A 23,249-nucleotide genomic window follows, 5' to 3' on the forward strand; every position below is an offset into this window, starting at 1 on the left:
TGCATCACGAAGGATAATAACAATAATCATCTGGTGCCGCAATAATCATTTTCTCTAATTATCACTATCAATTGCAATTTATTCATCTATTAGGAACGAAATGTATAATTAATTTTCTAGGAGGATGGCGGGAATGTCCAGACGACGGTTGGGGAGAAAGGATACCTGGTATTGCTGTTTGCTTGTTTTACTCGTTGTTAATTTGTTAAGCGCTTGCAGTGGGGAGGATTCCGTTCAGTCCCGTACCGGCGGGGAGGCTCCGACCATCTCGATTCTGGCGCCGCTACATTTTCCACAGACTCCCTCCAAGGACATTGTTGCCGAGATTGAAAAGCTGACCGGGGTCAAGCTGGATATCACCTGGGTTCCAGAGGGCGTCTACACGGATAAAATGAATACGGCGCTGACCACCAATTCCTTGGGCAAAGTCACCTTTGTCAAATTTACAGATTCTAATCTGGTGAAGAATGCGATCCGCTCCGGGTCTTTTTGGGAGATTGGCCCTTATCTTCAGGATTTCCCAAATTTGAAGCAGCTTGACGCTTCGATTCTGAAGCAGTCGGCTGTGGATGGCAAAATCTATGGCCTCTATACCGAGCGCCCTTCTTCCAGACAGGGGATCATCATCCGCAAGGATTGGCTCGACCGTCTCCATCTGAATAAGCCGCAGACACTGGATGAGCTGTATGAGGTTATGAAGCAGTTCACGTATAATGACCCTGACGGGAACGGAAAAGCAGATACTCTCGGACTCGTTGACCGCAATGATCTGGTCTATGGGGTATTCAAAACACTAAGCTCCTACTTCGGCACGCCGAATAACTGGAAGCTTGTGAACGGCCGGTTCATCCCTGAATTTGAGACACCTGAATATATGGACACGATGAATTTTATGCGGAAATTATATAAGGAGAAGATTATCAATCAGGATTTTGCCTTGACCAGCAAGGAGGTGCAGCGGGATAAATTTATCCGGGGGACGGCAGGCATGTTCATTGGCAGCATGACCGATGCGAAGCGGCTCTCCATTGAGGCCCAGGCGATTAACCCGGAAGCCGAGCTTACCCTGATCAACCGGATCAAAGGGCCGCAAGGCTATAAAGTATGGTCCATCCCCAACTACAACGGGCTGTATCTCTTCTCGAAGAAGGCGATTGTGACCGAGCAGGAGCTGAAGAGGGTGCTTGCCTTTTTTGACCGGACGATGGATAAAGATGTAGCGAATCTGATGATGTACGGAATCGAAGGGCGGCATTATAAGCTTGAAGGCGGAAAAGTGATCCTTCCCGAAGAAACCTCGCAGCTGCGTGTGTACGAAGTGAATCCGCTCTACTCCCTCATGATTGCCGATATCGGCAACAAGAATATTATGGAGGTTGCGCAAAAAGAGCAGCTAACTGCCCTAGCCGACCAGCTTAGCGAAGACAATGAACAGTTTCTGGTCGACGATCCAACCGTCAGCTTGAGCTCCACAACCTTTGACGAGAAAAACACCGAGCTGTCCGCCATCATCATGGATGCCACCTACAATTATATCCTCGGCAATCTCACCGCCGAAGGCTTCCGCGCCGAGGTAGAGAAGTGGAGAGCCAGCGGCGGCGATCTGATTATTCAGGAGTATGGGGAAGCGGAACGGGCGAGGGAGAGAGAATAGGATAACTTTAGAACCTTTGTCTATTTAACTTGAATTTTCAAGGCGTAAATGGCAGTACCTTTCTTCCAAGTAGCCATTACTCCATAGACATGCGTACCTGTACTATCGGGGACATTAAACTGGTTAGAGTCAGTTAAATCTTTGAACTTATACTTACTAAAATGCTCTCTAATAAGTAGTGAATCAGGTGGATGGTCAAATTTAATGTCGATTTTTGATCCGCTGGGAATAACTTCGGCATCTTTATCCTCCATTACTTCCCATGGACCACCATATAAATCTTTGGCCCCCCAATTATATGTACTAACCACCACAGGTACTTTTTCACCGGTATCTAATGTAGCGGTCATTTCAGGTAACGGCATAGAACTGAGTTTGCTACATCCAGAGATAATCACAATAATAATCAGCGTAAATAATATTTTGCTTTTCCCGTACATGGATATCCTCCTCGTGATAGCACTTGTAGGATCAATTAATATAATACATCCACTTTAATTTTTTTCTCCTCAAAAGTACTGGCCAGCAATTCATCACCGATCGTTGCATTTTCCAACAATTCCACATGACTAACATAGTTTTGGATGCTGGATGGGTCATAAAATCTTGTAAAAGAAAATCCGCTATCAATCCTAGAAATAGAATATTTTTCGTCCATGTAAGTAAACTCAATCTCTCTTCCCGACGAAAGGTGTTTTTCTAAATCAGATAAATTGAAGTCCATCAATTACCCTCCCTCATATTACGATAAGCAAACCATATTATCGACCTACCCGATCTTTTTCTGCCCTTCTCCCTTTCCTTTGAACTTAAATCCACCCGCAAGGGAGGTGGGAGTGGCGGAGGGGAAGTTTGGAACTGTAGGAGCGTCAGCGTCCGCCTTTATGTTTGGATTTCTACCGCTAGCAGCGGTCTATAATCAGAGAAATCCAAACATAACAGCGGCCGAAAGTCCAAACATTCCCCGCAGCCACGCCCGCCACCTCCCAAACGCGCGCCAGATTTCCGTTCAATGCCCCCCCGTTATCACGATAATCATTTCCCCAGAACCCCCACCCCACCCCCGCTGTATGAGGAAATGATTGTATTCGTAACCTCCCGGACGCTGTAATGTGGGGCTTGTAACCAATTACAAGTTAAACGGAGGTCAAATTGGCATGAACAAAAAATCCTTCACCCTGCTCCTGTCCGCATTGTTAACGTTCAGTATGTTGACAGCGTGTTCAGGCGGCAACAGCAAGAATAACGAAGCTTCCCCCAGCAATGCGGGAACAACAGGCGGAACGGATGCGGCGACTGCTGCGCCCGAGCAGGAAAAACCGACAGAGATCAAGATTATGCTCCCGCTGAACACGACAGAGACCCCACCGGATACGATTAAGACAGAAGTGGAAAAGTTAACGAATACGAAGCTCACCTATCAGTTCTACCCCGCAGATACGTATGAAGAGAAGCTGAACTCCTCGTTCGCCACCGGCTCCCTGCCGCAGGTTACTTATTTGAAGAATCAGACGACCTTCCTGCAGATGAAGGAGTCGATCAAGGACGGGCAGTTCTGGGAGATCGGGCCGCTCTTAAGCGAGTTCCCGAATCTCAACAAGCTGAAGCCGGAGATCCTGAACAACACCAAGGTGGACGGCAAGCTCTACACCCTGTACATCGGCCGGCCGCTGGCGCGCCAGGGGATGATTTACCGCAAGGACTGGGCAGATAAGCTGGGCCTCAAGCCGCCGGCAACTGTGGATGAGCTGTTCGCTATGGCGAAAGCGTTCACAGAGCAGGACCCGGACGGCAACGGCAAAAAAGATACCACAGGTATTGTGGACCGCAACGAGCTGGTGTATGGCGCATTCAAAACCGTCTCCTCCTGGTTCGGCACACCGAATAGCTGGGGAGAGAAGGATGGTAAGCTCGAGCCGGAGTTTACGTTCCCGCAGTATTTTGACACGATGGATTTCTTCAAAAAAGCCCGCGATGCCGGCTACATGAACCAGGACTTCGCAGCGACGAGTAAAACGGATGCCGTCAACATGTTCGTCAGCGGCAAAGCAGGGATGTATATCGGTGGCTCCATGCAGGATATTGATACGCTCAACAAGGATTTGATCAAAAACTTCCCGAATGCCGTGCTGGATACGCACAGTATGGTTGCCGGGCCGGACGGAAAATTCGCGCAGTGGATGATTCCGGGCTATAACAATGTCGTCTTGTTCCCGAAATCGGCCGTCAAGGATGAAGCCGAGCTGAAGAAGATTCTTGCTTTCTTCGATAAAATGATGACTCCCGAGGTGGCCAATCTGATGTATTGGGGTATTGAAGGCAAGCACTACACGGTTGTAGACGGCAGAGCCAAACCTTCGGATGACAAGGAGCTGATTGAGCGCGAGGTTAAGGGCTTCAAGGACAGTGTGATCGGTGAAGCGGAAACCAATGGTATGTACCAAAGCTTGAATGTGCTGCCGGGCAGAATCCATGCCGAAGAATTGCTGCTGGAGAATGTTAAGGTAGGGGTAGCCGATCCTACGGCGGCGCTGGATTCCGCTACGTATACTTCCAAGGGCGTAGAGCTTCAGCAGATCATTTCGGATGCCACTTATAAATATATTTACGGGCAAATCGACAAAGCCGGATTCGAAAAAGAAGTGCAGGCCTGGAAAGACCGCGGCGGTGCCAAAATCATTGAAGAATACAACGCCGTGTATAAGAAATAGACAGCCAGCATTGAAGTGACTGAGTACAACCAGGAGCTGAAAAGACTGCTAACAACGCATATCCGGCAGTCTTTTCAGATTCTTGCGGCGCGCCGGCAGTCAGGTATCCACTTTGAAGGAGAAAGGAAGAGTATTATGCAGGAAGTCGCCGCTCAGCCAGGTGTCGCTCCCGAGCCGAAGCCGGGGAGATATAAGAGCAGCAGTGAGCTTAAAAAACGACTGTGGAGAAACAAATTGCTCTACGTCATGCTGTTACCGGGTGTGCTGTATTTTGTGATTTTCAAATATTTGCCCATGTATGGATTGATCATCTCTTTCCAGGATTACAAGCCTTATCAGGGGATAACGGGCAGTGATTGGGTGGGAATGAAGCATTTCCAGCGGCTGTTCACCGAGCCGGATTTCCTCAATATTTTGGGGAACACCTTGATTTTGTTCGGAATGAACATTCTGTTTTATTTTCCGATTCCGATTATTCTGGCTTTGATGCTGAATGAGCTGAGAGGCACTTTTTTCAAAAGAACCTTTCAAACACTCATCTATTTGCCCCATTTCATGTCCTGGGTTATTGTCGTTTCGATTTCCTTTGTCATGGTTACGATGGACGGCGGGATTATTAACGAGCTGCTGGCTTATTTCGGTTTTGAAAAGATCAATTTCCTGCTGAATCCAAGCTGGTTCAGGCCGATGTACATCCTTCAGGTCATTTGGCGGGAAGCGGGCTGGGGAACGATTATTTATCTCGCTTCGATTGCGGCCATCGACCCCGGACTTTATGAAGCAGCACGCATGGACGGTGCCGGACGGCTCAGACAGATCTGGCATATTACACTCCCGGCGATCCGCAGCGTCATTATTACCCTGCTTATTTTGAAAATTGGTTCCGTGCTGGATCTTGGATTTGAACATGTGTATCTGATGCTTAACTCCATGAATCGTGAGGTTGCGGAAATTATTGATACGTATGTATACACGGCTGGTTTAAGACAGGGGCAGTTCAGCTATAGTACGGCCATCGGATTCTTTAAATCGGTGATTGGGCTGATTATGGTTATGTCGGTCAACAGATTGTCCAAGAAAATGGGCGAAGAAGGCGTTTATTGAGAATCTGCGGGAGGAATTGAAATGGTAGAAGATCGCACGATTGGCGGGAGAATTTTTTCCGCTGTGAATTTTATACTGCTTGCCCTGATTACACTCATTACGGTGCTGCCGTTTGTCCACGTGGTTGCCGGCTCGTTCACCACAAGCGCAGAGATTGCGGCCAACAAATTTGTGCTAATTCCCAAGGTATGGAGCTTTGAGGCGTATAAGTTTATTTTCTCAACCAATACGATATTTAAAGCTATGGGTGTATCCATTGGCGTTACGCTCATTGGCACATTGTTCAGTATGTTAATTACCTCTCTGATGGCCTACGGCCTTTCCAGAAGGGACCTGGACGGGCGCAACGTGGTCAATTTTCTCGTAGTATTCACCATGCTGTTCCACGGCGGGATGATTCCCACATTTCTCGTGGTGAAGGAGCTGGGGCTGATCGACACGTATTCGGCACTAATTCTGCCGTCGGCAATAAGTGCGTTCAATATGATTATTCTCAAAAACTTTTTTCAGAATATCCCCGAAGGTCTGGAGGAATCGGCTAAAATCGACGGCTGCAACGACTTCGGCATCCTGTTCCGTATCGTGCTGCCCTTGTCCTTGCCCGCGATTGCGACCATCTCGCTGTTCTACGCGGTAACCTACTGGAACACATACATGAGTGCGATTCTGTATCTGGATGACAGCGCCAAATGGCCGATCCAAGTACTGCTGCGGCAAATTGTCGTGCTCGCCAGCGGCATGGATTACAGCTCCTCGCTGGATGCGACCAATCCTCCGCCGGACCAGACGATCAAGATGGCGGTTATCGTAGTGGCTACCTTGCCGATTCTGATGGTCTATCCGTTCCTGCAGAAGCATTTTGCCAAGGGTGCGATGCTGGGGTCGATGAAGGGTTAATATGAAGGTTGAGTGATAAGAGACGGAATAATGAATGGAAAAGGGGTATGGAGATGATAGGCAGTCTGTCGGCAACACCTGTGGAATGGGCCAAAAAAGCCTGTGATTCATTAATGGATACTTATGCAGCGGGCGAGCTGCCTCCGGCTCACCGCTGGCATTATCATCAAGGTGTGTTTCTGTGCGGGATGGAGCTATTGTGGGAGGCGGTCCAGGAGGACCGGTATATTGAATATATTCAGCAATATGTCGATGATCTGGTGGATGAGCAGGGCAATTTGTATTTTGCCCGGGATGAGCTGGACGCCGTTCAGGCCGGACTGCTGCTGTTCACGCTGCATAAGCGGACCGGGAAGCAGAAATACCGGACGGCTGCGGAGAAGCTGCGCCATCTTCTGCTGACGCTGAACCGGACCTCGGAAGGCGGATACTGGCATAAGGATAAATACGCGAATCAGATGTGGCTGGATGGGCTGTATATGGCCGGTGTTTTCTCGCTCAAGTATGCCAATGCCTACGGCGAGCCGGGGCTGCGGGAAACCGTGCTGCATCAGGAGCGCCTGATGCGTAAGCACATGAAGGACGAGGCAACCGGCCTCTTGTATCACGCCTGGGATGAGAGCAAGCGGATGCCCTGGGCCGACCCTCAGACCGGCTGCTCGCCGGAGTTCTGGAGCCGGTCGCTGGGCTGGTACGGTCTGGCTGTCTCGCAGTTTTTGGATCTGCTCCCTGCAGAAGATCCGGGCAGGGCAGAGCTTGCCGCCGAGCTGGGCGGCTTCGTGGAGGCGCTGATCCGCTATCAGGACGAAGAGAGCGGGCTGTGGTATCAGGTGGTCGATAAAGGCGACCGGCCGGATAACTGGCTGGAGACCTCCGGCTCCTGCCTGTTCGTCTATGCGATTGCCAAAGCTGTGAAGCTGGGCATCGCCCCGCCCGGAGCGGCCGCTGTCGCCCGCAAAGGCTACGAGGGCTTGGTCCGGGTGCTGAAGCAGGATGAAGAGGGCAGGCTCATTCTGCCCGACATCTGCATCGGCACCCCGGCGGGTGACTACGAGAGTTATGTCACCCGCCCGAAGGTCAGCAATGACCTGCACGGGGTCGGCGCATTGGTCATGGCCTGCGTGGAGATGCAGGCGTTGTATGAAGGGGCGGAGTCTGTGGGCTGAGACGGAGGCGGCTTGAGAGGTGAGGGGGGGAAGCTTGAGGGCTGAAGCCGATAAAAGCCGAAGCTGCTGGCCGCTCCGGCTTTTATGGCCGGGAAGGCTGGCAACAACGGCAGAAATGCCGTTGTTGGCCCGCCCCCGGCAAGAACCGGGCGGAACAACGGCAGAAATGCCGTTATCCCCAAGAAAGGAGAATATGCGCGTGTACAACATAGTCGATTATGGAGCACTGCGGGATAGCCCGGTGGCGGCTACGGACGCGATTGCTGCGGCCATTGCAGCGGCAAGTGAGGCTGGCGGCGGAACCGTGTACGTTCCAGCGGGCACTTTTCTTACCGGAGCCATTCAGCTCCGCAGCAACATTGAATTGCGGCTGAGTCCGGGAGCGGTGCTGAGCTTCAGCACCAATCCACAGGACTATCCGGCGGTGGAATCGAGATGGGAGGGCGTGAAGCGGCAGGTTCATAGCCCGTGTATTTACGGTGCCGGTCTGGTCAACATCTCCATTACCGGAAGTGGGACCATCGACGGCAACGGTGCGTCGTGGTGGGATAAGCACCGGAATCATCCGGAGCAGCTGGAGTATCCGCGTCCGACCCTGATCGGCTTCAGCGGCTGCCGGCGGGTAACGATCCAGGATGTGACGCTGATCAATTCGCCTAGCTGGACAGTGAACCCTATCGGCTGCAGCAATGTGACGATTCACAATCTGTCGATTCTGAATCCGGCGGATTCGCCGAATACGGACGGCATCAATCCCGAATCCTGCTCGGGGGTGCGTATCAGTAACTGTAATATAGACGTGGGCGATGACTGCATCGCCATCAAAGCAGGGACCGAAGACACACAGGAGCGCATTCCCTGCGAGAATATTACCATCACGGGCTGCACCATGCTTCACGGGCATGGAGCGGTTGTGCTCGGCAGCGAGATGAGCGGCGATATCCGCAATGTGACGATCAGCAACTGTGTATTTAAGGAGACAGATCGTGGCATCCGCATGAAGTCGAGACGCGGGCGCGGCGGAATAATTGAAGATATACGCATTAGCAATATAGTGATGGAGGATGTCATCTGCCCCTTTACGCTTAACCTGTACTACTTCTGCGGACCGCGCGGCAAGGAGAAATATGTCTGGGACAAGAACCCGTATCCGGTTACCGCAGACACGCCTTGTTTTAGACGCATTCATTATGCCAATATTACGGCTCGGAATGTCCACGCTTCAGCGGGTTTCCTGTATGGGCTTGCGGAGCAGCATGTCTCGGAGATTACATTCACGAATATTGATATTTCGATGGCGGAGCATGCGGTGCCAGGGGCTCCTGATATGATGACAGGCCTGAGGCCGATGAAGAGCCGGGGCTTTTACCTGGGGAATGTAAGAGATGTGCAGTTCAATCAGGTGACTATTGAGAACCATGAAGGGCCGGCCTTTTACATTGAAAATGGGGAAGAGGTGGAGTTCATCAACTGCCGCTCCAAAAACACCGCCAAGCCGGAAAAGCTGGTCGAGCAGGTTACGGTGGAGCCTGTGAACAGTCAAGGGTAATGGAGCTACCAGAACAAAACTACTTCTGCATATAACAAAGGGATGACCAAAAGGCTGCTATTACAATGCCCCAGGTCATCCCTTTATTTTCACGTCCCAAGTTACTTCTTAAGCAGCAAATAGGCGAAATAAGGCACGCCGATAAGCGATACCATAATGCCCGCAGGGATACCGTCAGGATCGGCAAGGTTGCGTCCAGCGGTATCCGCGATCAGCAGCAGCCAGCCGCCGAGCAATACAGCAACGGGAATGAACATCTGATTGCGGGGCCCTACCAGCCTTTTGGCAATGTGCGGGGCCATCAGCCCGATGAAGGCGATTCCTCCTGTGACGGATACTGCGGCTGCGGCAGAGGCGACAGCGGCCAGGATCAGAAGGATACGTTCACGCTCCAGATTCAGACCGACGCCAATGGCTGTTTCTTCGCTCAGACTGAGCAGATTGAGCTGTCTTGTTTTGAACAGCGTGAAGGGAATGAGCAGGAGCAGCCAGGGCAGCAGCGCCCAGATGAAAGGCCAATCCGTTCCCCAAATATTGCCGGCAATCCATTTTGCGATAAAATCAACCTTGGCGCGCTCAGCGGAAGAAATAACCACGATCATAACACCCGACAGCGCCAGGGAGAAGCCGACCCCGACCAGCACCAGCCGAATAGGATCAAGCCCTTTGGTCCGGCTGTACGAGAACAGATAGATGCATGCTGCCGTAAGCAGCGCACCTGCAAAAGCGGCCAGAGGCAGCGCATAAATAAATGCTCCGGCGCTGGCCGGGAAGTACAGGAAAAAAACAGCGACAGCCACGCCTGCGCCGGAATTAATGCCAATGATGCCCGGGTCCGCCAGGTCGTTGCGGGTAACGCTTTGCAGAATCGAACCGGATAATGCCAGAGCCATCCCCGAGAGCAGCGTAATCAGGATTCGCGGCAATCGCACAGAGAACAGCACAAAATCCTCCTTGAAGGTTCCGTGGCCGAACAATACGGGGAGCAGCCGGTCAAAGGATAAGGAAGAGTACCCAAGCCCCATGCCGAAAGTAGCCGTCAGTACAATCAGCCCGGTACAGATCAGCAGGATCAGACGTTGTTTACGAACGGAGGATGAAGACATCATGAGAGGGTTTTGCCTCCTTTACGCACAACGAACAGGAAGAAAGGCAGCCCCAGCATCGCCACGACGGCGGCTGTTGGTGTCTCATAAGGAGCGTTGATCGTACGTCCGATTGTATCTGCAAGCAGCATGAAGGCCGCACCGGTGAATATCGAGACCGGCAGGATATACCGGTAGTCGGTGCCGACGATTCTGCGGACAATATGCGGGATCATTAGCCCCACAAAAGCCATGTCCCCAATCAGGGCAACCGAGGCTCCAGTCAAAAGGATGATGAGAATGAACAGCGTTGCTTTGACGAATACCAGCCTTTGACCCAGGCCGATAGCTACCTCATCGCTTAGGCTCAGAATGGTCAATTGGCCCGAAAAAGCCAGCGCCGCCACGATTCCGAGAAGAATGACCGGCGCGATGGCTTGAAGCTGCCCCCAGGTCGTGCCAATCAATCCGCCGGCCGTCCACATGGACACATCCTTGGATATTTTGAAGGCAATGGTGACGCTGCTAGCGATGGCATATAAAAATGCGGACACGGCTGCGCCGGCGAGGACGATGCGGATAGGTGAAAGTCCGCCTTGGCGCATGTAACCAAGAGCGAGAACCAGAGCCGCCCCCAGGGCGGCACCGAAGAAGCACGCGATCATGATTCCGAAATAGTTCAGCCCCGGCAGAAATACAAACGTAAGCGCCAGCGCCATATTGGCGCCGGAGGTCAGGCCCAGCAGGCCCGGATCAGCCAGGGGATTGCGCGTAACCCCCTGCATAATGGCGCCGGACACGGCAAAGGCTGCGCCGATCAGAGCTGCGGCCAGCTCGCGCGGCAGCCGGATCTCACGCAGAATGAGCACGTTGTCTGCCGAAGAGCCTGAACTTATGGCCAGCCACAGGTCATGCAGCGTGGTTTCCTTGGCGCCGAAAATCATCGCGGCCAGGAAGAACAGGACCATCGCCAGCATGCTACCGAGCAGCTTGTACAAGTAGGAGAAGGAAGCTTTTTTCGTGTTCATCATACGTATTACTTGCCAAGGAAGCTTTTCTCGAAGAATTCAAGCTGGTACTCCAGACTGAGCGGATCGTTGAAGTAAAATGCCTTGGCATCAGCCTCGAAGACGCGATTGTTTTTGACGGCAGGAATGCTCTTGTAGATTTCTGTATTCTGGAAGGAATTATCCTCATCCGCATTTTTGCTGAAAATAATATAATCGCCCATATAATCCTTGAGAACTTCCGTCGAGAGGGCAACATAACCGTCCTTTTTTGTGCCTTCCTTCACTTTTTCGGGCATGCCAAGCTTGAAATCTCCATAGAGAAGCTCTGTGCCGCGGCCAAAGTTATATCCGTATACATACAGTTGCTTATTGAAAGTCTCAATGACTGAGATGGTAGCATTCTCGCCTATTTTTGCTCTGATTTCTTCTCCGGCTTTTTGGGTGCGGACCTTGAACTCATCGACCCAAGCCTGGGCTTCCTTCTCTTTATTCAACAATTTCCCGACTTCAAGCTGCTGGGTCAAATAATCGACTTTATTGTAGGTATAAGTAATGGTTGGTGCGATTTGCTTGAATTTATCAATGTTCTTGATATCGGATTGCCCGATAATCAGATCCGGCTGCAGCTCAATGATCTTCTCCACGCTTTCATCACTGACGGCTTCAACATCTTTGAGCTTCTCTTCAAAGCGCGGATTGGTTTTGGACATTTCGTCTACACCCACTACAGGCACACCCAGCGCCATAACATTACCGGTTAAAAATCTTGTAAGCACAACGACACGCTGCGGGTTCTTCGGAACCTCGACCGGTCCATTTTCGGATTCATAAGTGAAGGTGCCGCTCTCCGGCTCAGAGGATGCTGCCGCAGGCGAGCTGCTTGCAGTACTTTCATCTTTGGCTCCATTTCCACCGCAGGCGCTGAGTGCGATTCCCAAAGTAAGTACCAGCGGAATAAATATCTTTTTCATAAAATGACTCTCTCCCCTTTTTCGAATGGCAGTGTTCCAGTGAACAATTCAAATCATCAGCTCATTTCGTGATTGATTATGAGAATCATTCGCATTTGTAATCATTATAGGGATCACTCCTGCGGCGAACCATGCCTTTTTGTTAGGGAAAAGACTTGGATTATTATTAGGCTTCAAACAAAGCCACAGCGCGGGCCAATTGCAAACGAATCGAAGCCGGATTATAAGGAACCCACTCATCCAGATCAAGCATATGGATTTTCTTCTGCTGTACGGCTGGAAGCTGGCTCCAATAGGGGGAGTTAAAGACCGCTTCCGAGTGCGCAGTAGAGCCTTTGGCATCGGGAAATACAATGATCAGGAAGCGGTCACCCGCAAAATCTGCAAGCTCTGATACGTCAACGTGAATCGAATGGAACTGATCGCCCAGCTTCTCTATCTCCGCCTCAATCACGGCTGGCGCTCTCAGCCCAAGCGATTGGTAGATCACATAGCCGGCGTTTCTGGCTCCGTAAATGAGCAGCCCGTCCGGTTTGATGACGAGAATGGTCACGATATCCTTAGTCACTTCGCTGTGCTGCACCAATGCGCGGGCTTCCAGCTCTTCTTGCTCAAACTCAGCCAGCCACTGCTCCGCCCGTTCATTCCGCTGAACCGCCTTGGCGATTAGCCGCAGGTGATCCTTCCAGCCCAGCTCCATCCACGGAATTTCCACAATAGGCGCTATACCCCACAGTTGCGCGGAGTTTATTCCGAATTCCTTCATATGCTGCTCGGCTGCAATAATCAATTCAACGTTCGCTTCAAGCAATACTGATTTCATCTGTTCAACGGAGCTGCTTGTACTAATGAACTTCATCGCCTGCGGTGGCTCCTGGTCGGCAAGGTTCAAATATTCACTGCTCTCTGAAATCGTGACCGCTGGTTCCAGTCCAAGCAACAGCAAATGGCTGGCATACGGAGTGAGCATGACCGCTACCCGCTGGAAGACTGTACGGCTGTAGCCCGACGGAGATGCGCCCGTCTGCTGCTTGAAGCGTCGGCTGAGATAGAATTCATCCTTATAGCCTACCTTTAGCGCAATATCTCTGAGCGTGCCTGAGCCGTTAAGCAATTGTCCCATTGCATGATGGATTCGCAGCCGGGACAAATATTCATTGGGAGAGAAGCCCGTAAGCTGCTTGAAAAGTGTCGAATAATGGGAGAGGCTTACACCCGCCATCGCAGCCAGGTGCTCGCGTGTTATTTTTCCGCTAAAATGATTCTCCAGGTAGGTGATGCTGCGCTCCATGGATGGCTGTTCCGTGACAGCGTATCTGGCTTCCTGCTGCTCCAGCACCTGCAGAATAATCTGATGGAACAGGATCTGATTCTGCACATGGCGTTTTTCATGATCCGGCAGGCGATGGAGGTACAACTCCTTCATATGGGATAAAATAGCCAGCTCATGGGAGAGCAGCAGCAGCTTAGCTGAGGCAATTTCGCTTTCCCGCAGCATCGCATGGGCAGGCAATGTCTGTTCTTGAACACCAATAGTGAGCTTATAGGCATGAAACGGCTGCTGGAGAACTGTAGTTACACAAGCGGGAGTATTCGCGGGAAGAAGGACCACGCTTCCTTCCGTAAGCTCATAAGTATGATTATTGAGTTCCAGGCTGCCGCTGCCGGCAGCAAGGGCAAGCAGTACGGCACTATTCTCGTGTATCTGGACTCTCGGCAGATTTGAGGTTCCATAGATCGACTGAATACTATCAGCGGTATATAAAGGAAAATGGGATTCAGCCCATTCCGGGATCAAGTTATTCAAGACAAAACCTCCAATCCTGTAAAGATACGTACTTCTTCATGTTCAGTGTTCTAATTATAACGTTTGCCGCCCTTCTGCGTAATATATTTACCCGGACTGGGGAATGCATGATATAGAGCTTCTTTTTTTGGGGATATGAAGTATGTGTGCTATAAAAGGCGGCCAAGCTGTTTCTTGATTTTTTTGCAAAATAGAGGGCCGGAGGTTATACTTAGTACCAAGTACTAATATCAGATACTAAATTATGGGGTGATACTCTTGAAAGGTGCCAAAATAACAGCAATCGGTGCTTATGTTCCGGCCCGGAGACTTACGAACCACGACCTGGAGCAGATGGTGGATACCGATAATGAGTGGATTGTCCAGCGGACTGGAATCCGTGAACGCAGAATCAGCCGCGAAGATGAATATACCAGTGATCTATGTGCAGCCGCCGTGCTGGATCTGATGAAACGTTATGGCAAAAGCGTACAGGATGTCGATATGATTCTCGTCGCTACAAGCACGCCTGATTTTTCTTTTCCTTCAGTTGCGGCTATCCTGCAGAACCGTCTGGGCGTTCCGTCTACGACCGGAGTCATAGATATGAGCGCTGCCTGCGCCGGATTCGTCTATGCACTGCATACGGCACATGCCTATGTTGCTTCCGGGCTGCACCGCAAAGTGCTGGTGCTTGGCGCGGATGCCCTGTCCAAAATCACGGACTATACCGACCGGAGCACCTGCATCCTTTTTGGCGACGGAGCGGGGGCGGCGCTGGTGGAGAGTGACGCGCAGCAGGACAGCTTCACCGGGTTCCATATGGGCAGCGATGGCAGCGGGGCGCATCATGTGTACCGCACAAACCTGTCGCACAAGGTAAATGAGGTTGATCTTATAGATACCGGCAAGCTGGTGCAAAATGGCCGCGAGGTTTTCCGCTGGGCGGTACGAACCGTGCCTCAGGGTGTGCAGCAGGTGCTGAATAACGCGGGCGCCAGCATGGAGCAGGTAGATTGGTTCATTCCGCACAGCGCCAATCTGCGGATGATCGAGCCGATCTGTGAACGGATGAATTATCCGTTTGAGCAGGCTTTATACAGCCTTGAGTACTTCGGCAACACCTCGGCCGCAAGCATTCCGCTTGCCCTGGACCTGGGTATCCGTGAAGGCAAGGTGGTGAACGGCCAGCAGGTTCTGCTGTATGGCTTCGGCGCCGGACTCACGCATGCCGGTCTGCTGGTGAAGCTGGCGCTGGACCCCGTGGTGTCGCCTCCTGCTTCTCTATGAGGGGATGGATAGTAATGAAGGTTCTTGAGCAATTTGTATTGTAAGTATTGTAAGAGAGAGTTTGCTGCTGCTTACTAGGTCGCTGAAGAGAGCCGAGGGGGAAGTGGCGCTCAATAGTTACTCTTATTTGTCGGACGTTCACAGCAACAGTTGTGCCCCCGGAGTAAGCTTAGTGTTGTTAAGTGACAGTTCAGCACTCAGAGCCAAGCTTGATGCGCGCTAATCCGTTTAATTGTACTTTGTACAGTAGAATCGCTCATTTTTCGGGTGAAATTTGTTTTAACTGCACTTTGTGCAGTAGAATTTCGAACATTCCGCTTTTTTCGGATGCTGGGCTTATTTTAATTGCACAAAGTGCAGTAGAATGGCTGGATGGCCGATTATTAGCGGTTTTTATTGTACAAAGTGCAATTAGCCCACTGTTGGTGCAGTAGAGCAGAGAGAATAATACTGGGGAATATGCTGAAGCATAAGGAAAAATGCGACCTTGCGAGATAATGAGGCATTAAGATGAATACGGGGAGCATTTCCAGCAAAAATAAGAGTTCTGTATGAACGTTGAGTTTTTGCAGCGGCTGATGTTGTGTGCTATGATGTAGAAAACCAAAGGCTACAATTCTGTAACTTGTACACTTTTGTACTCTAATGAAATGTTCTTTTCATACGCATGGTTATATACAGCAGACTCGTTCAATAAACACCCCGTAAGGGGTGTTTTTCTTGAAGAGAAAGAAATTCAGCTCTGCTTCAAGGAATCCAGAAAGGAGGCTGCTCCATGACAGAGACTATAAACACCTGGATTGATTGGCTGCTGCAGACGCTTGGGCTCAGCGGGCCGTATATTTTGTTCGTCACCGTTCCTTTGGCGCTGCTGCAAAGCCTGTTCGGATTTTTCCCTTTAGCGGCATTGATTGTTCTGCATGTGTCCGTATTTGATGTAATTGGCGGTATGCTGATTAGCTGGCTGGCCAGCAATCTGGGTGCGGTGCTGATGTACTTCCTCTTCCGGCGCTACCTCTTTGACTGGTTCGACCGCAAATGGCGCTCCAAGCTGAAGCGCTATGACAAGTGGCAGCGTTACCTGGACCGATACGGGATCTGGACGCTGGTGCTGCTGCGCACGGTGCCGATCATTCCCAGCAATATTATTAATTTCATGTCGGCCGTTTCACCGATCAAGGCTTCGGCTTTTATCTGGGGAACGGTGCTTGGCAATCTTTCGTACATCTGGCTGTTCGGAACGATCAGCTCAACCCTTATCGTCCCGCGGGAGGAATGGGACGGCTACTTAACGTGGTATGGAGTTTTTATTGTGATTCTGATCGGAATCTTCATCCGCCGCCACTGGGGGCATCTGCAGGAGGATAAGCGGAGCAGGCTGGAATCAAAAGGATAAGTTGAGAAGAACGTTTCCAAGGGCTCACCCGGGGAGTGTTCTTCTTTTTTACTGCTCGCTATAGCCCATTTTTGGGGTTATTTTGTGTTTTGCCCGAATAGCCTATAGTAAGTGGAGGCGGCTTGACCTCCGGGAATCTCGGGAGGGGCGAAGGGCATGGGCAGAATCAGAAAATGGGGGAGCCGAAGAGCAAGGGTGCCGAACCTGGGCCGCTTGCGGCTGCCAAAGCTGAGCTGGGACGGCATTCCAAGAGCAGCGGGACGCAGTCCGGCGTTCAAGGCGCGGCCGTCAAGAGACAGCATTCCCAGGCTGGCGGGGCGCAGTCCGGCATTCAAGGCGAAACCGGCAAAAGCGGGCATCCGCCCGTCCGATCAGGGAGCACAGTATGGGGTCCCAAGAGGCAGAATGCCATTCAGGCCGTTCGGAAGAAGCGTGCGGAAAGAAGCAGCCAACATTCCTGTAGTACGGGGGCAGAAGCCGCGAAGACGAGGCAGATTCTGGATCATCTTCAGCCTTCTGTTCATTCTGGCCGTATTGCAGGGGCTGCGTTACGTGGAGCAGCATTTGAAGCCGCCGATACTTCATCTGGCGCAAATCCGTGTGAAGCAAATCGCTACGGAAGCGATCAACAAGGCGATCAATTCCCAAGTAGCCGACAGTGGAAACGCCGAAGCGCTGATTGACTGGAAGACGGATAAAAACGGCAAAATATCAGGCTTCATGCTCAACTATAAGGAGCATATGCGCATTACCTCGCAGGCGGCGGAGGTTATCCAGTCCACGCTGCAGCAGCTCCGCAATCAGACGGAGCATATCCCCCTCGGTCAAGCGCTCGGCAGTTCACTCATTGCTTCCTATGGCCCGGATGTGCCGATCAAGGTTGAGCCGCAGGGCGCAGTCAAGGTGGAGCTGAACACCCGCCAGAAGGATGCGGGAATTAACATGATTCTCGTCGAGGTCTACATTCACATCGTCACTGAGGTGGCGGTTGTTATTCCGTTCGACATGAAACCTCAGGTGGTTGATACGGAAATTCCCGTCTCCTATCTGATGGTTGTAGGTGATGTGCCGATGTATTACTACGACAATCAGGGCCAGCCTGTGGGCACAAACGGCAGCAGCGCTCCGGGAATTGCCATTCCGGCCCCGCCTGCAAGCGAGGAGAAGAGTGGGGAGACGGAAAAAGACGCTACGGTTGACGAAGGAGGCGGCAATAACAGTACACCGGGCAGTGGAACGGTTAATGAACCGTCCTCAAACGCCGGCAATGCCGGGGCGGACCCCGGGCAGCAAGGAGAATAAGATACAAACCTTGGCGGCTTGACTGCCAAGGTTTATTTTTTCATAATATGGATGAAATGAGGGCGGATAACCATATCGCCAGGACGTACATCATTTACGGCGAGAAGAGGGTGTATATGGACAGTTGTTTATTTATACATGGTTTTACCGGGGGCGAATATGAAATCTCTCCGTTGTCACAATTTATGGAAGGGCATAATTACCATGTCAGAACATTTACACTAAAAGGACACGGAGGCAGCCGGCATGATCTGCTTCAATCGGATAGAAATGATTGGCGGCAAAGTGCTGAGGACGAGCTGCAGGAGCTACTACGCCATGATGGGGGCGGGAAGGTGCATCTGATAGGCTTCTCCACCGGAGCACTTATTGCTTCGGGGCTTTCGGTACAGTACCGGGACCGGATTAAGACGCTCACGCTGCTGTCTGCTCCGGTGTTTCCACTCAACCCGGTAGAGATTCTACGGACACTCGTCAGCCCGGTGATGATTAGAAATTATCTGAGCAAATTCGGCTCCACTCCCGGAAAGGCTACCAGAGAATTTCTGCGTTTGGTCCGCGAGAGTTTTGAAATCTATCCGCAGATCAAGACACCGACGATGATAGTACAGGGCAAAAGAGATCACCTGGTGAAGCCCAAAAGCGCTGCTTTCCTGCAACAGACTATACCCTCCAGCCGCAAGCAATTGCTGCTCGTGGAGAACAGTGGACACATGCTCTGCTATTGCGATGACAGCGAATATGTGATGAATGAGATATTGTGGTTCATTCAAAGCTCCGACGATTGATGCCACCTCTACATATCAGTTATAGCCAAGCCCCCTTCACGAACGCGCGGAGGAGGCTTTTTAGCATGCCAAGGAAGCGTTCTTGTTCATTGACAACGCACAATCGGGTATGATACTTTCTAGTTAGGAAACCGGTTTCCCTAGATGCGATAAACGATTTTATTTTGTGAAAACAGCATCATCCTACAATAAAAGGAGATATGTAAAATATGCCAACCCGCTGGTTTTTGTATCATACCGCTGAAGATCCCTTTGCTTTTCCGGTGGGTCCCGGTGCTTTGAAGCTGCGGCTATTTGTGCAAAATGGCCAGCAGCTGACCTGTACTGTGATTCATTCTGACCGTTACGATTCACCAGGCTGTGAAATTCCGCTGCTGATGGAGCGGGTAGGCTCTGCCGGCGCTTATGAGATTTATGAGGCAATCCTCTATACGGAAACGGGCAAATGCAGATATATGTTCCATGTGCAGAATTCCGCCGGTGAGTATTTGTGGTACGGGGAGCGGGGAACTGCGGAGAGCAGGGAGCGTGCCGGGTCTTTTCAATATGCTTATTTGCATCACCCGGAGGCGCTTAAGCTGCCTTCCTGGACGTCGGATGCGGTTGTCTATCAGATATATCCCAGCAGCTACAACGGGGGAACTCTGAAAGGGATTTTCGACAAAATTCCCTATCTGCAGCAGTTGGGCGTTACCGTTATGTATATGACGCCTATCTTCGAGTCCCCTTCTGAGCATAAATATAACACTTCGGATTACTATCAGGTTGATCCCGCCTTTGGCGATACTGAGGGCTTGAAGGCTCTGGTGGACCAGGCACACCGTCATGGGATCAGGGTGCTGCTGGATGCCGTGTTCAACCATGCTGGCGATACCTTTTTTGCCTTCAAGGATGTATTGGAGAAAGGGGAGGCTTCGAAATATAAGGATTGGTTCTTTATCCGCTCATTCCCGGTAACGCAATCCCCCTCACCGAATTATGAGACCTTTGCCAAAGCAGAGGCGCATATGCCCAAGCTGAACATGGAGAACCCCGAAGTGGCCGATTATATGATGGGTGTAGCCAAGCATTGGGTTCGTGAGGCGGGAATCGACGGCTGGCGTCTGGATGTGGCCAACGAGGTGTCTCCGATATTTTGGACGCGGTTCCGCCGGGAGCTGAAGGCAGAATTTCCTGAGCTGCTGCTGATCGGCGAGGTCATGCATGACTCAGGACCGTGGCTTCGGGGCGACCAGTTCGACGGCGGGATGAATTATATCCTGCGCGATGCGGTGCTGGAATTTTTTGCGGAGGAATCCATCGGCCCGGTGCGTTTTAGTGAACAGTTGCTTCATCTGGAAGCACTGTGCAACGATCAGGCCAATAGCGCCATGTTCCAGTTGCTCGGCAGCCATGATACACTGCGTTTTCTGACGGCCTGCAAGCAGGGCGGACGCGGCTGGGACCGGGAGAACACGGCGCTGCAGCGGATGCGCCTGGCTGTATTTTTCCAGATGACCTATATCGGCATGCCTATGATTTACTATGGGGATGAAGTCGGCATGGAGGGGGCGACCGACCCGCATTGCCGTAAGCCGATGCTGTGGCAGGAGGAAGAACAGAATACCGCACTGCATGGCTGGTACACCAAGCTGATAGCGCTGAGAAAGGAACATGAGGTGCTGCGGCAAGGCTCTTTCCGTCCTTGGTTTACGGATGAAGCCCGCAATGTCCTGGGATATGTTCGCAGCAGCGGGCAGGACAAAATGGGACTGATCATCAATAATTCTCCAAACAGCTATCAACTGGAGCTAAGTCCCTTCCGCTTAGACACTGATGTGCTGACCGACCTGCTGACCGGAGTGACCATCGGCAGCGGGAACCGTGTCCTGGTGGAAGTAGCGCCCTTTGGCTGTCTAATGCTGCAATAGTAACTGGCGCCGTTATTTTTTGTGTTTTTTCAATGCTCTGAACTCCTGGTTCTCCCATTGCTTCAGCAGCGGATAAGGATCAAAGGCCCATTCTGTGATTCCCCGGTCGCGGTAGATCCCGTAATGCAGATGCGGAGGGAATTTGCCCTGTGTCCCGGGTTTTCCGTAGCCTGAGCTGCCTACCCAGCCTATTGTCTGTCCCGGCACTACAATATCTCCCCGGGAGATGGATTTTTCATATCCGGCCAAGTGGGCGTAATAGTGGTAGCGGTTCTCGATATCGCGAATGCCGATTCTCCAGCCGCCAAAACGGTTCCAGCCCTTGGTCTCGACTATGCCGAAGCAGGTGCTGCGTACGGTCATGCCATACGGGGTGAACAGATCTGTCCCTTCATGGATGCGCGCTCCGCCCCAGCTTCTGCCGGTCCCCCAGGTGCTGTTGTAGGAGTAGGTTGTTCCGACCGGCAGGGGAAAAGCGCTGCCCGACAAGTCAAGCCGCCCGAAATGCTCATACAGCTTGGAGAATTGCGCAACCCGCTGTGCGGCGCGGCCGTTATGGTAATATTCCCAGACACCGATGCTGAAGTCGCTGGGGGAATCCCCGTACTTCAGCAGATGGTTCGCCATGCTATAGAGCACGTCGGCGTCATTTTCAGGATCGGCTATCCCATCTCCTGAGCCGTCACGGCCAAAACCTCCAAAAAAACTGATTGATTTCGGTGACCGGTCCTCCTGATCCGGATTAAGCGGACCGGACCATACCGGTGCCGGTATATTGATTCCGGTAAGGCGCGGGTGATCTTGAACCTCATCACTGCTTTTCTTCTTGATCATCGTCCGCTCGTATTGGTCGATGGCGGCGAATCTGAACCAGGAAATCCCTGTGGCCGCGCTCATTTGCTCGTAGAGCTCCTTGCGGGCGGCGGCGCTGTTCTCCTTGCTGTGGACTGCACCTTCGCTGGATGCGGCTGTGGGCAGCTGGTAGTCATGCCCAGCGGCACTTGCCGCGGCAAATTGATTTCCGCTGAGCAGCAGGGAAGCGGCAGACAGACAGAGCAGCGTTCTCCGCTTGGTGCAGTTCTTGAACAGGGTAAGCATGATAACAACCTCCATTTGTCCAAATATAAGGATTTATATGTTTCACGCTATAAATCATCCTTCTATTTCTCGCTGAAACGGATGCCGCCTCTGCCAGAGGACGGCGTAGCCGTTTCTACTTGTCATCGAACGGCACCCGGATAGGGTGCTTTTCTTTTAGATTGAAGCAAAAAGGTAAGTTTTATCCGTTCTTGCCTAAAAGTGTTCACAAAAACAGGCATTTGCCCCTTGCACATGCTATAATATGAGGCAGCAACTTTTAACCATGATGAAGCAAATATTCAGGCGAAAGCGGGGTTCAACCACTTGTCTAATCGAACAGCCAAACAACCCAAGCCAGACTGGATCAAGATCAAGTTAACTACTGGTGATAACTATCAGGAAATCAAAGGCATGATGCGCTCCAAAACCTTACATACCGTATGTGAGGAAGCGCGCTGCCCGAATATTTATGAATGCTGGGCGAACCGCACAGCTACATTTATGATTCTGGGAGACATCTGTACCCGGGCCTGCCGGTTCTGCGCCGTGAACACAGGCATGCCGACCGAGCTGGATCTGCTGGAGCCGGAGCGTGTTGCCGAGGCGGCAGAGAACATGATGCTGAAGCATTGTGTGGTTACGAGTGTAGCCCGCGATGATCTGAAGGATGGCGGTGCGGCGATTTTTGCCGAGACGGTGGCCGCTATCCGCAAGCGTCTTCCGCTGTGCAGTGTGGAAGTGCTGATTCCGGATTTTCTCGGAGACCGGGACAGTCTGGAGATTGTAATGAACAGCCGCCCGGATATTCTGAATCACAATATCGAGACGGTGGAGCGGATGAGCGACCGTGTACGGGCCAGAGCCAAATACCGCCGGTCCCTGGAGCTGCTGCGCAGAGCGAAGGAGATAAAGCCGGATATCCCTACCAAATCAAGCATTATGCTTGGCGTAGGCGAGGAATGGGATGAAATTCTGCAGGCGATGGATGATCTGCGGGCGGTCGATTGTGATATATTGACAATAGGTCAATACCTGCAGCCTACTCCGAAGCATCTGAATGTGGAGAAATACTATACACCGGAAGAATTCTTAAAGCTCAAGGACGAAGGAATGAAGCGCGGCTTCAGCCATGTGGAGTCCGGCCCGCTGGTCCGCAGCTCCTACCATGCGCATGAGCAGGTTAAGTCCGCTACCGCTGCGCGTGAGGAGCGTTCTGTTTCTTTGTAAGCTGTTATAGGCTTAAGTGGAAAAAGTACAACTAATCAGAATCATCATGAGTCCAAACTAACATTAGTGGGAAAAAGTACAACTAATCTGAACGAATAGAGCGAAATAGCCTGTTTATGCTCCGATTAGGTGTACAAAATCCAACTAAATGCCGTGGCACCACCGATTTGAGCAAATTAGTGATACTAATTCCACTTAACCTCCGGCCTTTGGCCGATTTGTATTTAAGATTTTAGGTTGGAGCGCGAGCAATCAACCTGCTCTTGGTTGTTTGCTCTCCCCTCCCGCGTTGAGGGAGTCATGGAGAGGGATTTTGGAATTGT

Annotated in this window: 19 protein-coding genes; 12 read left to right on the top strand and 7 right to left on the bottom strand. The window is 51.5% G+C overall.

The features are described from left to right. The first annotated feature begins 133 nt into the window (after positions 1 to 133). Entirely contained in the window at positions 134 to 1,654 is a 1,521-nt protein-coding gene (locus tag ACX1DY_RS23180; protein ID WP_458966560.1) for an extracellular solute-binding protein, read from the top strand. A gap of 20 nt (positions 1,655 to 1,674) precedes the next feature. Here ACX1DY_RS23180 and ACX1DY_RS23185 read toward each other — a convergent pair whose 3' ends face one another. Both ACX1DY_RS23185 and ACX1DY_RS23190 read right to left on the bottom strand, forming a co-directional pair. Further along, complete coding sequence (locus tag ACX1DY_RS23185) at positions 1,675 to 2,094, bottom strand: hypothetical protein (RefSeq protein WP_458966561.1); 420 nt, start codon at positions 2,092 to 2,094, stop codon at positions 1,675 to 1,677. A gap of 35 nt (positions 2,095 to 2,129) precedes the next feature. Further along, positions 2,130 to 2,378 (bottom strand): hypothetical protein, encoded by a 249-nt coding sequence (locus ACX1DY_RS23190; protein WP_458966562.1) that lies wholly within the window; start codon positions 2,376 to 2,378, stop codon positions 2,130 to 2,132. Between the two features lie 433 nt (positions 2,379 to 2,811). On the opposite strand from ACX1DY_RS23190, the gene ACX1DY_RS23195 reads away from it, so the two are divergent. From ACX1DY_RS23195 to ACX1DY_RS23215, 5 genes are all read left to right on the top strand, one after another. Further along, complete coding sequence (locus ACX1DY_RS23195; RefSeq protein ID WP_458966563.1) at positions 2,812 to 4,365, top strand: extracellular solute-binding protein; 1,554 nt, start codon at positions 2,812 to 2,814, stop codon at positions 4,363 to 4,365. A gap of 135 nt (positions 4,366 to 4,500) precedes the next feature. Next, positions 4,501 to 5,469 (top strand): ABC transporter permease, encoded by a 969-nt coding sequence (locus tag ACX1DY_RS23200; protein ID WP_458966632.1) that lies wholly within the window; start codon positions 4,501 to 4,503, stop codon positions 5,467 to 5,469. Positions 5,470 to 5,490: 21 nt separating this feature from the next. Further along, positions 5,491 to 6,366: a carbohydrate ABC transporter permease gene (locus ACX1DY_RS23205; protein WP_458966564.1), complete on the top strand. Its 876-nt coding sequence runs from the start codon at positions 5,491 to 5,493 to the stop codon at positions 6,364 to 6,366. A gap of 53 nt (positions 6,367 to 6,419) precedes the next feature. Then, complete coding sequence (locus ACX1DY_RS23210) at positions 6,420 to 7,532, top strand: glycoside hydrolase family 88/105 protein (protein ID WP_458966565.1); 1,113 nt, start codon at positions 6,420 to 6,422, stop codon at positions 7,530 to 7,532. 193 nt (positions 7,533 to 7,725) lie between these two features. Next, entirely contained in the window at positions 7,726 to 9,081 is a 1,356-nt protein-coding gene (locus ACX1DY_RS23215; RefSeq protein ID WP_458966633.1) for a glycoside hydrolase family 28 protein, read from the top strand. Positions 9,082 to 9,182: 101 nt separating this feature from the next. Here ACX1DY_RS23215 and ACX1DY_RS23220 read toward each other — a convergent pair whose 3' ends face one another. From ACX1DY_RS23220 to ACX1DY_RS23235, 4 genes are all read right to left on the bottom strand, one after another. Beyond that, on the bottom strand, positions 9,183 to 10,190 hold the full coding sequence (locus ACX1DY_RS23220) for a FecCD family ABC transporter permease (protein ID WP_458966566.1): 1,008 nt from the start codon (positions 10,188 to 10,190) through the stop codon (positions 9,183 to 9,185). Next, complete coding sequence (locus tag ACX1DY_RS23225; protein ID WP_458966567.1) at positions 10,187 to 11,197, bottom strand: FecCD family ABC transporter permease; 1,011 nt, start codon at positions 11,195 to 11,197, stop codon at positions 10,187 to 10,189. The genes ACX1DY_RS23220 and ACX1DY_RS23225 overlap by 4 nt, the downstream gene beginning before the upstream one ends. Positions 11,198 to 11,202: 5 nt before the next feature. After that, on the bottom strand, positions 11,203 to 12,147 hold the full coding sequence (locus ACX1DY_RS23230) for an iron-hydroxamate ABC transporter substrate-binding protein (protein WP_458966568.1): 945 nt from the start codon (positions 12,145 to 12,147) through the stop codon (positions 11,203 to 11,205). 166 nt (positions 12,148 to 12,313) lie between these two features. Next, complete coding sequence (locus tag ACX1DY_RS23235) at positions 12,314 to 13,954, bottom strand: helix-turn-helix domain-containing protein (protein WP_458966569.1); 1,641 nt, start codon at positions 13,952 to 13,954, stop codon at positions 12,314 to 12,316. Positions 13,955 to 14,212: 258 nt separating this feature from the next. Between ACX1DY_RS23235 and ACX1DY_RS23240 the strand changes: the two genes are divergently transcribed. The 5 genes from ACX1DY_RS23240 to ACX1DY_RS23260 all read left to right on the top strand — a co-directional run bounded on the left by ACX1DY_RS23240 (position 14,213) and on the right by ACX1DY_RS23260 (position 20,619). After that, entirely contained in the window at positions 14,213 to 15,223 is a 1,011-nt protein-coding gene (locus ACX1DY_RS23240; RefSeq protein ID WP_458966570.1) for a beta-ketoacyl-ACP synthase 3, read from the top strand. 775 nt (positions 15,224 to 15,998) lie between these two features. Continuing rightward, positions 15,999 to 16,619 (top strand): TVP38/TMEM64 family protein, encoded by a 621-nt coding sequence (locus tag ACX1DY_RS23245; protein WP_458966571.1) that lies wholly within the window; start codon positions 15,999 to 16,001, stop codon positions 16,617 to 16,619. A 156-nt stretch (positions 16,620 to 16,775) separates the two neighbouring features. Then, entirely contained in the window at positions 16,776 to 17,921 is a 1,146-nt protein-coding gene (gene yunB, locus ACX1DY_RS23250) for a sporulation protein YunB (RefSeq protein WP_458966572.1), read from the top strand. Positions 17,922 to 18,037: 116 nt separating this feature from the next. Then, positions 18,038 to 18,709 carry an alpha/beta hydrolase gene (locus ACX1DY_RS23255; RefSeq protein ID WP_458966573.1) on the top strand — a complete coding sequence of 224 codons (672 nt, stop codon included), beginning with the start codon at positions 18,038 to 18,040 and terminating at the stop codon, positions 18,707 to 18,709. 209 nt (positions 18,710 to 18,918) lie between these two features. Beyond that, positions 18,919 to 20,619: an alpha amylase N-terminal ig-like domain-containing protein gene (locus tag ACX1DY_RS23260; RefSeq protein ID WP_458966574.1), complete on the top strand. Its 1,701-nt coding sequence runs from the start codon at positions 18,919 to 18,921 to the stop codon at positions 20,617 to 20,619. A 12-nt stretch (positions 20,620 to 20,631) separates the two neighbouring features. Here the strand turns inward: ACX1DY_RS23260 and ACX1DY_RS23265 are convergent, their stop codons facing one another. Then, positions 20,632 to 21,717 carry a M23 family metallopeptidase gene (locus ACX1DY_RS23265; RefSeq protein ID WP_458966575.1) on the bottom strand — a complete coding sequence of 362 codons (1,086 nt, stop codon included), beginning with the start codon at positions 21,715 to 21,717 and terminating at the stop codon, positions 20,632 to 20,634. Between the two features lie 306 nt (positions 21,718 to 22,023). On the opposite strand from ACX1DY_RS23265, the gene lipA reads away from it, so the two are divergent. After that, on the top strand, positions 22,024 to 22,926 hold the full coding sequence (lipA, locus tag ACX1DY_RS23270) for a lipoyl synthase (RefSeq protein WP_458966576.1): 903 nt from the start codon (positions 22,024 to 22,026) through the stop codon (positions 22,924 to 22,926). Positions 22,927 to 23,249: the final 323 nt, after the last annotated feature.

This window comes from Paenibacillus sp. BAC0078 (genome assembly GCF_054483875.1).